11 protein-coding genes are annotated in these 13,234 nt (G+C 54.0%); 4 read left to right on the forward strand and 7 right to left on the reverse strand.

Features of this window, described 5'->3' with window-relative positions:
• Positions 1-170 precede the first annotated feature (170 nt).
• On the forward strand, positions 171-2,240 hold the full coding sequence (locus HYD27_RS02715) for a beta-galactosidase (protein WP_219211189.1): 2,070 nt from the start codon (positions 171-173) through the stop codon (positions 2,238-2,240).
• Positions 2,241-2,339: 99 nt separating this feature from the next.
• On the opposite strand, the gene HYD27_RS02720 is transcribed toward HYD27_RS02715, so the two are convergent.
• From HYD27_RS02720 to kduI, 4 genes are all read right to left on the reverse strand, one after another.
• The gene (locus HYD27_RS02720; RefSeq protein ID WP_219211191.1) at positions 2,340-2,963 is read right to left on the reverse strand and encodes an NUDIX hydrolase; all 624 of its coding nucleotides are present in this window, start codon (positions 2,961-2,963) and stop codon (positions 2,340-2,342) included.
• A gap of 286 nt (positions 2,964-3,249) precedes the next feature.
• On the reverse strand, positions 3,250-4,005 hold the full coding sequence (kduD, locus tag HYD27_RS02725) for a 2-dehydro-3-deoxy-D-gluconate 5-dehydrogenase KduD (RefSeq protein ID WP_219211193.1): 756 nt from the start codon (positions 4,003-4,005) through the stop codon (positions 3,250-3,252).
• A 66-nt stretch (positions 4,006-4,071) separates the two neighbouring features.
• Positions 4,072-4,827, reverse strand: a complete 756-nt coding sequence (locus HYD27_RS02730) for a DeoR/GlpR family DNA-binding transcription regulator (RefSeq protein WP_219211195.1) — start codon at positions 4,825-4,827, stop codon at positions 4,072-4,074.
• A 34-nt stretch (positions 4,828-4,861) separates the two neighbouring features.
• Complete coding sequence (gene kduI / locus HYD27_RS02735; protein WP_219211197.1) at positions 4,862-5,695, reverse strand: 5-dehydro-4-deoxy-D-glucuronate isomerase; 834 nt, start codon at positions 5,693-5,695, stop codon at positions 4,862-4,864.
• Positions 5,696-6,235: 540 nt separating this feature from the next.
• On the opposite strand from kduI, the gene HYD27_RS02740 reads away from it, so the two are divergent.
• From HYD27_RS02740 to ybaK, 3 genes are all read left to right on the forward strand, one after another.
• A complete protein-coding gene (locus HYD27_RS02740) occupies positions 6,236-7,912 on the forward strand; it encodes a hypothetical protein (RefSeq protein WP_219211198.1) in 1,677 nt (558 codons plus the stop codon).
• 201 nt (positions 7,913-8,113) lie between these two features.
• Positions 8,114-8,365 carry a YolD-like family protein gene (locus HYD27_RS02745; protein WP_219211200.1) on the forward strand — a complete coding sequence of 84 codons (252 nt, stop codon included), beginning with the start codon at positions 8,114-8,116 and terminating at the stop codon, positions 8,363-8,365.
• A 37-nt stretch (positions 8,366-8,402) separates the two neighbouring features.
• Entirely contained in the window at positions 8,403-8,876 is a 474-nt protein-coding gene (gene ybaK, locus HYD27_RS02750) for a Cys-tRNA(Pro) deacylase (RefSeq protein WP_219211937.1), read from the forward strand.
• Between the two features lie 827 nt (positions 8,877-9,703).
• Here the strand turns inward: ybaK and HYD27_RS02755 are convergent.
• From HYD27_RS02755 to HYD27_RS02765, 3 genes are all read right to left on the reverse strand, one after another.
• Positions 9,704-10,732: an aminoglycoside phosphotransferase family protein gene (locus tag HYD27_RS02755; RefSeq protein WP_219211202.1), complete on the reverse strand. Its 1,029-nt coding sequence runs from the start codon at positions 10,730-10,732 to the stop codon at positions 9,704-9,706.
• 51 nt (positions 10,733-10,783) lie between these two features.
• On the reverse strand, positions 10,784-11,329 hold the full coding sequence (gene rsgA / locus HYD27_RS32605) for a GTPase RsgA (protein WP_309242006.1): 546 nt from the start codon (positions 11,327-11,329) through the stop codon (positions 10,784-10,786).
• Between the two features lie 1,033 nt (positions 11,330-12,362).
• The gene (locus HYD27_RS02765; RefSeq protein ID WP_219211938.1) at positions 12,363-13,109 is read right to left on the reverse strand and encodes a YdcF family protein; all 747 of its coding nucleotides are present in this window, start codon (positions 13,107-13,109) and stop codon (positions 12,363-12,365) included.
• Positions 13,110-13,234 lie beyond the last annotated feature (125 nt).

A 13,234-nucleotide genomic window follows, 5' to 3' on the forward strand; every position in this document is an offset into this window, starting at 1 on the left:
CATTTTGTACTAGTAAATCGAGTGTATACTCCTACTGTCTGAATTGAATTGTCCTATATGATATATAGTATAAAGGATGATTCATGAAATGGACAGGGCTGGACCTCAGGCTTCATCAGAGAATAGTCCGATCCGGCCATGGACAACATACCGAAAGGGTGAACACACGAATGAACATGAAATTACCTCCGGTCAGCAGCAAGATTCCGGCGATGCTGCATGGTGCCGATTATAATCCGGAGCAATGGCTGAGATACCCTGGGGTGCTGCGCGAGGATATCCGTATGATGAAGCTGGCGGATTGCAATGTAATGTCTGTAGGCATTTTCTCCTGGGTATCGCTGGAGCCGGAGGAAGGCGTATTCACCTTCGGTTGGCTGGACCGTGTTCTGGACACCTTCGCCGAGAACGGGATTTATGCGTTCCTGGCTACTCCAAGCGGCTCGCGTCCGGCCTGGATGTCGGAGAAATATCCCGAGGTGCTGCGGGTGGAACGCAACCGCGTGCGCAATTTGCATGGCGTCCGGCACAACCACTGCTATACTTCGCCGGTCTACCGGCAGAAGACCGCTCTGCTGAACGGCAAGCTGGCGGAGCGGTATTCCAACCATCCGGCCGTCATTGGCTGGCATATCTCCAATGAATACGGCGGTGAATGCCACTGTGATCTGTGCCAGGCGAGCTTCAGGGAATGGCTGAAGGTGAAATACGGCAACAGCCTGGATGAATTGAACCATGCCTGGTGGGCGACCTTCTGGAGCCATACGTATACCTCCTGGAATCAGGTGGAGTCCCCGGCTCCGCATGGAGAGACACAGGTTCACGGCCTTAACCTGGACTGGCGGCGCTTTGTGAGCGAATCGACGATTGATTTCTGCCGGCATGAGATTGATTCCGTGCGTGAATACAACCCTAAGCTGCCCGTAACGACCAATATGCATAACATTGACGGCGTGGATTACCGCAAGCTGGCCAAAATTCTCGACGTGGTCTCCTGGGATGCCTATCCGGACTGGCATTACACCGAAGACGATGATGATGCACGTCTGGCAGCCTGGACGGCGATGCACCACGATATGTACCGCACCTTCAAGCACAAGCCGTTCCTGCTGATGGAAAGCACGCCATCGCTTACGAACTGGCAGACCGTCAGCAAGCTGAAGCGGCCGGGCATGCACAAGCTGTCCTCGCTGCAGGCGATTGCCCATGGATCGGATTCCGTGCAGTACTTCCAGTGGCGCAAAAGCCGCGGCTCCAGCGAGAAATTCCACGGTGCCGTGATCGACCACAGCGGCCACGCGGAAACCCGCGTCTTCCGCGATGTGGCCGAAGTCGGCCGGACGCTCAGCGAGCTTCAGGAGGTCGTGGGAACAACCACGCCTGTGCAGACCGCCATTATTTATGACTGGGACAACCGCTGGGCGATTAAGGATGCGCAGGGAATCCGCAACTCGGGCCTGAAATTTGAAGAAACCGTGCTCCAGCATTACCGGGCTTTGTGGGAGCTGGGCATTCCAGTGGACATCATCGGCCCGGAGGAGGAGCTGTCCGCCTACAAGCTGGTCGTTGCCCCAATGCTGTATCTGATCAGCGAGGAGAACGGCAAGCGGATTGAGAAATTCGTCGAGCAGGGCGGAACCTTCCTCGGGACCTACTGGTCAGGCGTGGTAGGCGAAACGGATCTCTGCCATCTGGGCGGCTTCCCGGGTCCGCTCCGCCGTACGCTTGGCATTTGGGCCGAAGAGACGGAAGGCCTGCACAGCCGGGACCTGAACGGGCTGGTGATGAATCCGGGCAATGCGCTGAGCCTTGCCGGCGACTATGACGCCCATGAGATTGCCGAGCTGATCCATCTCGAAGGTGCAGAGACGCTGGGTACGTACCGTACGGACTTCTATGCCGGACAGCCTGCGCTGACGCTGAACCGTTTGGGTGAAGGCCGGGCGTATCATCTGGCGACCCGCGTGAAGGAGGCCGGATTCTATGTGGAGCTGTATGCGAATATTGCCAGGAAGGCGGGGATTGTCCGCACATTGGACACCGAGCTGCCCGCGGGCGTCACGGCCCAGCTGCGGACGGACGGCGCCAGCGATTATGTTTTTGTGCAGAACTTCAGCGGTGTAGAGCAATCCGTAGAGCTGGACGGCAGAACATACACAGTTCTGGAGTCTGGAGAGCCTGCTCCAGCGGTGCTTACCCTTCCGGTACATGGCCTGGCGATCCTGAAGCGGGCCCGCTGATTCAGCAGTTGACAAAGGCAGGGCCCGTTAGTCAGGGCTCTGCCTTTTCTGCTGTCTATTTGGGAGAGAGGGTATCAATTCCGCAGCCGCAGGCTTGACTTAACTGAACGCCGCCTCAATTCCGGCGATAATCTTCAGGTAATAGGCTGTATCATGAGGCACAAAATGGGTAATGTCCACCGTCTCCTGAATGGCGATGCGTTCACCGTTGTCCGTTACACGGAAGCCCGAAACTTCAAGCTGCTGCAGCTCTCCCTGCCAGAATTTGCGGAAGGCGCTGAACTCTGTCATGACGATTCCCGCAACCTCCTCCTTCTGCAGCTGGAATTGCTTGAGCGGAAAATGATTGTCATACAGAAAGACATTGGCCCTTTCGTTGTCGATCAGCCCTTCCTTGACCATGGAATAGGGGATAATGCCCAGCGGAATCAGCTCATCGTATGCAATTTCCAGCCCCAGCTCTTCCTCCACCTCGCGGATGCCGTCCATTGCGGTCTCATGCGCCAGCAAATGTCCGGCGGCGGTAATATCGAGCAGTCCGGCATAATCCCGCTTGTCCTTGCTGCGCAGCTGGAGATAGATATAACGGCCGTCGTCGCGCTGCCGGACGAACCAGCAGTGAAAGGTCTCGTGCCAAAGTCCCTGCCGGTGCACTTCATTGCGCGGGGCGGTCCCGGTCACATTGCCCTGTGCGTCAAAGGTGGTGAGAATTTCGTCGTTCATGCTAATCGCTCCCTCGTGTCCAGTTCTAATAGCCTACCATGTAAATGAGGGGATTGTACAGATTTCAAGGGATCATCGGATTGCACCGGGATGGCTGCCGGGATACCAAAAGGCTGCACCGTCCTTTGCGGGAACGGCGCAGCCTTCTGGTGTGAGTTATAGAGATTAGCAGCAGCTGCTTGCAGAGTAAGCCGATATCATTTCTGACCCGCCCGCAGCCAATTTGTATGTTTGTCTTATTTAATAAGCTTGCTAATCCAGCATTCAGGAAGGATGCGGCCCGGAATTATCTGGCCAGCCATCCGCCATCCACATTCAGAATGTGGCCGTTCAGATAGTCGGAAGCAGCGGATGCCAGGAATACCGCAGGTCCCTTAACATCTTCGGCAGTTCCCCAGCGTCCGGCAGGAATGCGGTCGAGGATTGAGTCGGAACGGCTCTGGTCGGCACGGATTGGAGCTGTGTTCTCAGTAGCCATGTAGCCTGGGGCAATTGCGTTGATGTTCAGACCGGAACCGGCCCATTCATTGGCAAAGGCTTTGGTCAGGCCTGCTACAGCATGCTTGCTGGCAGTGTAGCCCGGCACGTTAATACCGCCCTGGTAGGAGAGCATGGAGCAGATGTTGATGATTTTGCCGTTTCCTCTTTCCAGGAAGTGGCGGCCGGCGATTTGCGACAGCAGGAAGACGGTGTTCTGGTTGAGGTTGATTACATCGAACCAGTCTTTTTCGCTGTGGTCCTTGGCCGGTGTGCGGCGGATCATGCCTGCGCAGTTGACGAGAATGTCTACTTTTCCTGTAAAAGCAACCGCTTCGTCGAACATGCCCTGAAGCTTGGAGTGATCGCTCAGGTCGGTTGCGATGCTGAGTGCTTTTACGCCAAAGGCTTGGGCGGCGGCTACGGTCTCGTCGCTTGCATTGAGGGAAGCGGAGATGATGTCTGCGCCTGCTTCTGCGAAGGCAAGGGCGATCCCTTGTCCAAGACCTTGGGCAGCGCCCGTTACAATTGCTGTTTTACCTGCCAGACTGAATAAAGATGACATATAATTATTCTCTCCTTTTAAAATACATTAATAAGTTTCTTGGCGCTCTCTAAAATGAGTATTTAACTACCCGCATTCAATGTTGACGCCTGCATTCCGGAACTGCTCCACGGTCCCGGGCGCCAGCCCGCTGTCGGTCAGCAGCACATCAACTTCCTGCAGTGAAGCGAACGTGCGCAGCGCGGTATGCCCGAATTTGTGGTGGTCGATGGCGGCGAACACTGTGCGGGCCGTGGATACTAAGGCTTGCTTGTAATCAATGAAGTCTCCGGTGTAAATCGACAGCCCGTGCTCTAAATGTACGGCTGTTGCCGACAGAAAGGCTTTTTCTATATTAAGCTTTTGGACATAGGAGACGGCTTCGGGGCCGGCCAGCATATTGCGGACACGGTATCCTCCCGGAACGACAAGACGGATGTTGTCTCTCTGAACCAGCTCGCTGATGATGTATACATCATTGGTGATGACCGTCAGCGGCATGTTGTCCAGCCTACGGGCAATTTCAAGCGTGGTGCTGCCGCCGTCCAGCGCAATAATGTCATCCTCTGCGATATGGGCCAGCGCCAGCTGCGCAATCTCCGTTTTTTCCTCGGAATATTTATCCAGCGGGGTCCTCAAGGGCAGAATGCCGAACTGGTCGCTCTGTGCCAGCACGGCTCCGCCGTGGACACGAATAATGAGTCCCTGTTCCTCCAGCTTGCTTAAATCCTCGCGGATGGTTTTTCCTGTCACCTGGAGCTTGTCGCTCAGCTCGTTCACCGTTGCATCCTTCTGGTTCAGCATAACTTCCATAATCATCTCGTGTCGCCGTATCGGGTTCATCCGCCTGCCTCATCTTTCCGTAGTTGTTTTTGTTCTATTGTAATTCTTTCATGCCTACGGGGTCCATATCGTCATAGCGTTTGTTGTCTCCGGCCATGCTCCAGATGAAGGTGTAGTTGTGCGTACCCACACCACTGTGGATGGACCAGCTTGGGGAAATGACGGCCTGTTCATTGTGCATCACGATGTGGCGGGTCTCCGTTGGCTCTCCCATCAGATGGAACACAATGGAATCGTCCGGAAGATCGAAGTAGAAGTAGGCCTCCATCCGGCGGGGGTGGGTATGGGAAGGCATTGTATTCCACATGCTGCCCGGCTTCAGCTGGGTCATGCCCATCACGAGCTGGGCGCTTTGCACGCCGTTGGTATGAATGAAGCGGTGGATGGTGCGTTCGTTGGAATTCTCCAGACCGCCCATGGCGCCGGATTCGGATTCTGCCAGCGTTGTTTTGACAGTAGGATAGGACTTATGGGCAGGAGCCGAGTTCAGGTAGAATTTAGCAGGCTTAGCGCTGTCAGCGCTTTTGAAAATAACCTCCTTGGCGCCTTGTCCGACATACAGGCATTCTTTGAAATCTATTTCATATTCTGTTCCGTCTACAACAACCGAGCCCTTGCCTCCGACATTGATTACACCCAGTTCACGGCGTTCCAGGAAATAAGTAACCCCAAGCTCCTTAAGGTCAGTGGTAAGCACGACATCCTCTTTTACCGGATTGGCGCCGCCGACAATCATGCGGTCTTCATGGGTCAGGACAAGCTTCAGTTCATCCGGAGCAAAAATGACAGGGATGTGGAACTCCTTGCGCAAGCGCTCAGTGTCAAATTGCTTAACTTCATTGGGATGGGATGCGAAACGTCTTTCCATTGAATGTTCAATCTCCTTCGCAAACATATTTTCGTTCGTATAGGTACAATTTAATCCATATAAGTTCATTTAGCAAGGGATAATCTTTTTTAGTACGTTTATTTTAGTTTATTTATTGGGTTTAGACATTGCCATATGAACCGAAAGCGTGCACAATAGAGCTGAAATGAGATTGGATTCCCAGTTGAAGCTCGCATCACTGCCTGCGGAGCGGACAGGGCGTGAAACACCATCCTCCAGATTTATTCATTAGAAGCTTCCGCCGGGAGATGCAGAAGATTGACAGAAGATTGAGGGAGGGGATATTTATTTTTCAGGCAACGATATCAGGGGGCCTGCGCTCGCGCCTGCCGTCCGAAATTGGAAGGGTTACGCCTGTCGAGGTTCTTTTGGTCTATGGGTACGCTTCATATCGGACAGGTGTGAAAAGCCGGAATCCAAGGCGGAAGTCCCTTTGATTCCGTGCTGCGCGGCGCGCCTGCAATCAGATGCTGGCCTTTGCATATCCAGAATACAAGAAGTGGTGGAGGGTGAACGGAAGTGGGAGAACTTAATGCTGCACCGGGTCTGTATCAGGCTCGCCAAAACGAAATTATCTATAATATAGCCATCGAAGCGGAACGCCGCCCGCTGCAAGGCAGCGGACTGTGGTTCCATGATGATGTCCGCAATAACTTTTATTATGCTTCGTATCTGTTTGCGGCTGCTGCCGATCCCTCCTTTGAGCTGCCTTTTAGTCGGGAAGAAGCCAAAATCAAGGCGGAGGCGGTCCTCCTGGAAACAGTGCTGCTGCAGAACCGCCAGCCGGGCACGGAATTGTACGGCCATTGGCCGCTCGGACTGGACCCGCTGCCGCGGGAGGCGGCGCCGCATGAGCTGCCGGTAGAGATCATGGGCAGCCTGATGGTCTGGTTCTGCAAGCATTACGGAAGCAGGCTGAATGCCGGACTGCGGATTGCTTTTCATACCGCAATCGGGCATATCTACCGCAGCGGCTTCTTCCGCAAGCCGGTGGTCTACTATGGGCATCATGAGGCCAAATATACGGCGGCGAAGCTGATCTTCGGCAAGCAGTTCGAGGATGAAGAGCTGCTGGCCGACGGGCGGAAGAGCCTGGAGAATACGCTGGCGTATATTAGTGAGAAGGGAATGCCGGAGTATGGCAGCCTGCCGTGGTTCTGGCACTGGGTGCAGGCGTTCACCTGCGCCTGGGAGCTGGAGGAAGACAGCGGGCTCAAGGGCAGGCTTGGGGAGATGCTGGATTACCTGTGGAAGGAGCGGGGGCAGTTTTATCTCCGCGGTGCCTGGGCAGGCGCACATTCCCGGGGCTGGCCGCATGATGTTCCCGCAGATGCCAACGTCCTGCACGACTATGTGCAGTTCGGGGATTTCCAGCTGCCGCCGCTGATGCCGCGTACGGAGTATGCCGGGTTCCTGTTCTATGAAGCGCCGGCTCAGGTACGGGCCGCCGCGCTGAACCGGGAGACTCCGGTGGAAGTGGCCAAGGTTACGCAAAAAGTCGTTCCCGATGATCCGCAGCCGCAGCCGCTTATTCATTCCTATGCCTACCTTACCGGAAGCTTTGCCGCCGGGGGGATGTGGGAGCGGGTGGAGGAGTTCGACAACGAGCAGCTCCGCTGGGCCTTTTCGCTGCCGGTGTCTGCCGAATATGCAGTGAACCGGCTGTATTTCTTCCATCCGGGCCAAGGCTGCCGGGAGGGAGATCCGCGCCATCAGAGCCGTCATATGGAGGTATTATATCATCAGAACACCATCCTTTCCTTGTTCCCTGTACCGGAGGACGAGGGGGACACAATAACCGGTGTGCTGCCCAAGGGCGAGTGGCTTAAGCAGCCAACCGCCTTGTTCGGCCAGGCAGGCGGCGTCTATTTTGCCGTATTCCTGTCCCATGGCTATGAACTCAACGAGCGGGAGGGATACCTGGAAGTGTCGGCTGGAGGGATGCCGGGCGGAGTAGCCGTCGAGGCCATCAGTGTCAAAGAGGCTGCGGAGCGGGGGGCTGGCGACCTTGCAGCTTTTGCGGCGGAACGGGCCCCGGTTGCGCCAACCTTTGAAGCGGGAGCCGCGTTGGGGGTAAGCTACCACACTATCAGGGGAGACCGCTTGCAATTAAGCACAGGGAGTCCGGCGTCAACGCAAGCTCTGCTGAACGGCAGTCCGATCACCTTGGAGCGTTATTCCGTCAGCGGCGATTAACCGGATATTTGGAAATGCAAAAAGAACCCGCAGGCACTTTATGAGCCTTTGCGGGTTCTTTTTGCGGAATTGCCTGTTCTGCCGGGAGCTCCCGTTTGCCAATGGGTAAGGTTCAATGAAATGCCTGTCCATGTTATAATATTTAAGAGCATTCATAACGTAACTGTGTTTATCCCTGTAATGGCTTATTGGAGGAATAGCGTGGCAAAAGCGAAGGTGGCCAAACGGCCGACAAGAGATGAATTTGTGCTGGAGGAAATCGGCAATCAGCTGACGGAAGCGATGCAGGAGTCCTCTGAAATTGTATTGACCGTCTGGGGCAAAGAGGAGCCGGTCCGGGGCACCATCGTCGGCATGGACCCGCGTACCGGCAAGGTGCATGTAAGCAGCAATGAGGAATTGTTCAAGGTTCCTTTCATGGACATTATGGCCATGGATTATCCGAGAGATTAGTGCCAGCTGATAGAGCGGCCGGAAAGGTCGATGAATGATGCAAATCACCAAAACCAATGCAATGCGGATTCTCGATACCCGAAAAATCGCTTATAAGGTTCATGTGTATGACAACGGGGACGGCCAAATTCATGGCACAGCAGTAGCCGAGAAAATGGGTCTGCCGCCGGAAACCGTCTTTAAGACGCTTGTCGCGCATAGCGGAGCTAATCTGTATGTGTTTGTGATCCCGGTGGCGGAAGAGCTGGATTTGAAAAAAGCCGCCAAGGCGGCGGGCGAGAAGAAGATTGAGATGCTTCCGGTGAAGGATCTGCTGAAATGGACCGGTTATGTGCGCGGCGGCTGTTCGCCGGTAGGAATGAAAAAGCTCTATCCCACCTTTATCGACAGCAGTGCCGGGACCCTTGCTGCAATGGGTGTCAGCGGCGGAAAGATCGGCATGCAGATTGAGCTGGCACCGGAGCAGCTTGCCGGAGCTGTCAGCGCCGGATTCTGCGATTTGCTTAAATAGGGGAGCGGCAGCATCCCTTCAGGCATAAGTTCTAAGGAAGCAGTGGCCGGTGAGGAATTTCATCCGGTCCACTGCTTTTTAGGTCAATCTGGACGCCTTGGAGGGCGAAAGGGCAGCCTTATGAATATACTTTAGCTCCGCTCTATTTTCATCAACCCGAACAAATAAAGGTGCTATAGGAATTGAACCGGCAAGCCTGAAAAAGCTGATGGAACGCAAGGAGCCCATAGGGAACTGAAGCGAAGTGGAAAAAGTAACACTAATGGGCTGGAATTCTGGATTTAACAGGCTTTAGTGGGATTTTGTACACTTATTGGAGGCCATCTCCCCCCATACGGCTGATTTCAGCCGGATTAGTTGTACTTTTTCCCGCTAGGGATGATGCAGTATCCGAATGCGCTACCTTAGTTATCCTTTTTACCACTAAGGCTGGCGGAAAAGCGGCGGAAGGGAATTCGGGAACTGCAGGAGCGGAGCGTCTGCCTTTGTCTGCGGATTTCACCGCGAACAGTGGTATACATCAAGAAATCTGCAGACGGGCAGCGGCGGGAAGTCCAAGCATTCTCCGGAGTCACGACCAATCCTAAATAGAAAAATTTTATCAGGACTAAATAAAACAAGGAGAACGAGAACTAAGAATTACGAGAAGAAATGAAAAAGGCTTATGCTCAGATTTACGAAAAATTTTAGTTGCACTTCATTGAGCTAACGAGGCAGTTTAGCGAGCCAAGAGCTGTCATCTGCATTAGTGTGAGCACTTAGGAGCAGGCATTGCAGGGGTACAGCCTTGAAGCTCAAATTGTAATGAAAGGAATTCCGGAAACCCACTACATATTCAAGGGTTTCCGGACAGGGCTGCTCTTCATTTCATGGATTTTTTGGAGCGTATGGACACACTTCTCCTTCTCGCCATCGTCCTCTGTGCGGAGGTATCCCTCTACAAGCCTGTAGCCGAATACGAGAAGGATCAGCTCATAAACGCAATGATCGGCGATAGGGGATACATCCGCATACTCCGAAAATCCTTTGTAATAAGCGGGGACACATCGCTGGTAATATTCAACCATGTGATCGATATCCGCTTCATCCGCAATCAGGCTTGCCAGATCCTCGCCCAGGTAGCCCCATCCGGATGTATCCCAGTCGATGAGCACGATCTTCCCGTCGGCATAGATCAGGTTGGTCACCCAAAAGTCCCGGTGGCTTAGCACGAGGGGCAATTTTTCAATGCGGGCGAGTATCTCGTCTGCGTGCTCATCGATGTCGATGAGCATTTGCCGCACGTGCTGCGGGAATTCGCAGTCCTCCGAGCGTATATAATCGTAGACGAACGGCCATGACCGGTAATGCAGATACGTATTCTTCATAAAATCCGCATGGCTCAGGTTGGTCAGGCTCCACAGCACAGCGGGCTGCTCGGCATACAGCTTGCCTTGATAGCGTCCTAACTCCATCGCGGCTTGTTCATACATATCACCGGTCAAGTCTAAACCGGTTACGCCATCGATATATTCCAGCCACAGCTGGAATTCATTTTCTTCGGCATTGATCTCGGCGTGATAACATGTCGGCCAGCGGAGGGCATCCGAGAACGTCGCTCCCAAGTCAGAAGTATAGAGATCATATTCCCGGCGCCATGAACCCGAATCGCCGTAGCGTTCCCATTTCTTCTGGATTTTCAGCACGATACGGTACGGCAATTTTTCGCCGTCTGCGGTTTCGGCGATCCCCGTTACCAGGTACACATTTCCCACAGTTCCGCCCTGTAACGGCATGGTATGGCAGTCGGCGGAGACGATATCCGTCCTGAACCGTTGGCTTAAAGCATAGATTAGCGTTTCGAGTTTAATATTCATTTCTTCCATCCTCCATTTTTCTTCGTTTGCTTGCTCCAGGGCAACATAATGCTACCACCGTTCACGCGGCAACGAACTGTCGGCAAGCGCGGCGAGAACGGCACATCCCGGCTCGGCCTGATGGCGGCAATCTGTAAATCGGCATTGCGCGAACCATTCCTCCATATCGGTAAAGCCTGCGCGGATGCCTTCGTCGGCATCAAAAAGCCCAAGCTCACGCATACCCGGCGTATCGATGACCATCGCACCGGAAGGGAGCATGAACAGCTGACGGTGAGTTGTCGTATGCCGCCCCCGGCTGTCGACTCGCGGATTGCCTGAACCCTCACTACGTCTTGCGACGGCCTGTTCCAGCATGGTTTTGGCATAGCCTGCGGCATGACCTGAGTAATTCGCGCGTGAGAACTTGGAGCGGCGGGGCAGTACCGTAACGATGAGGGAATCTCCTCTCTCGTTGCAGTGCAGCAAGACAAAATCACCGGCGCAAGGAAAGCCTACGCGCGTTTCCGCGCTGTGATAGAACGTACCTTTGAGCACCGCCGTTACTTCGCCGCGCTCGGTCATGACCGTGAAGCGCTCGCGCCGAAGCTCCGTCACCCTGCCGGGCAATAAACCGTGGGGAATTGCTTCTATTTCTGTGTAGCCATAGGGTTTCAGATCCATCATGTTTTTTTGTTAGCTCCTTTAATGTTGTTTTTTACGCAAAAATGCCACGGACAAGCAGCCTCTAAAGAAGCTGCTGTCACGCGGCATCAGGACGCAAAAAAAATACGACCTTCATCGTATTCTGCAAACAGCAATATTCACGAAAGGTTTCTTTGGATGGCATACCAAATAATACAGGAGTTTCCCGCTTTTTTCGCATATGCCTGCTATTCAGTTTTAAGACCTAACCACCATATAAGTAGCTGCCATTAAAACCATCTCCCTTCGTGTCAGGAACTTGCTTATCGCTAAGCTGTCTATAAAATAACCTGTTTTGGAAAAAAAATCAATACCGGACAGCGCAGATTGTGTCGGCCTGCTCTATTTCTCGCTGAAACGCCCCGTCCCTTATAAGGACGGCGAAGCCGTTTCCACTTGCGTAGGATAGACGTAGGCTTTTGGAGTGGCCGCTCCGCGAACGGAGCGTTGTTCCAATATCTGTGCTCTCCAGATTTTTTTCATTCCCCTTAGCGGTGAAAATCCGGAGACTCAGGCGGCCGCTGCCGCTGTTCCGCGGGTCCGTCCGCTTCGCTGTTTAAGCGGGAGACGGTTCTGTCATCTTTAAAAAACACAATAAAGAAACTTAATGTATATGAATTGAACCGGCAAACCTGAAAAAGCTGATGGAACGCAAGGAGCCCATAGGGAACGGAAGCGAAGTGGAAAAAGTAACACTAATGGGCTGGAATTCTGGATTTAACAGGCTTTAGTGGGATTTTGTACACTTATTGGAGGCCATCTCCCCCCATACGGCTGATTTCAGCCGGATTAGTTGTACTTTTTCCCGCTAGGGATGATGCAGTATCCGAATGCGCTACCTTAGTGTTCCTTTTTCCCACTAAAATGGCTGCCCTTTGGATGAATGTTTCATGTCCGGACTGCCGCTGTTTCTATATTTATGTCTGTCACACAATTACTCCACACCTCAGAAACGGGCGGCCAGCAGGCCCAAATATTCCTTGAGCGCGGTTCCGGCGGTGTTCACTGCACCGGGAGACGGGGTGAACTTGGCGGGATAAAGCAAGATTTCACGGCTGGCTATAAAATCTGTGGGGTAAGCCAGCGGGGCCAGCCCGCTGTCCTTGAAACGGATCATGGCACGGGGCATGTGAAAGGCCGAGGTGACCAGAATCGGATGACTGAGCCCATGGCTCTTCATGAGTGCGGCTGTGTTGACGGCGTTCTGTTCAGTGTTGAGCGAGCGGTTCTCAGCCAGAATATCGCTTTCGGGAACACCAAGGCCCATCAGCTGCCGCTTGGCGATATCCGCTTCGTTGCCGCTGTCGGCAAACACCCGGCCGCCGGAGAACAGGACCGGCAGGCCGGTCTGCCGGTGCAGCCGCACCGCAGTCAGCAGCCGGTTCGCCGCCGGGCCGTACATATTGCCTTCACCGTCGATATCCGGGTTTCCGGAGCTGGCCCCCCCGCCAAGGACGACGATTACGTCCCCCTGGAGCAGCTCAGGCTTGTCATACTGCCGCTCCAGGCCGCCAATCAGCAGATCGCCGACCAGGGGAGTCATGGAGAGGTAGAGCAGGAAGGTAACGCCGAGCAGCGTCAGGGCCGGCCGGCGATTGCGCCTCCACAGCCAGACTGTCAGTCCGAGCAGCAGAACGACGAAGAGGCCTGGCGGAAGCACGAAGCTGTACAGGAATTTTATGAAATAGATCAGCTCATTCACCTCATTATGTAAGATTGCTGTCTGTATTGTACCATGAGCAGCGGACCAGGCCCAGGCGGAGGAGGCTTCAGCTGCGGTATAGACGCTTGAGATAGGCGGAGGGACCATGAACGCAA

Source organism: Paenibacillus sp. S150, from assembly GCF_019352175.1.
In the GTDB taxonomy this organism is placed as follows: Bacteria; Bacillota; Bacilli; order Paenibacillales; family Paenibacillaceae; genus Paenibacillus_AQ.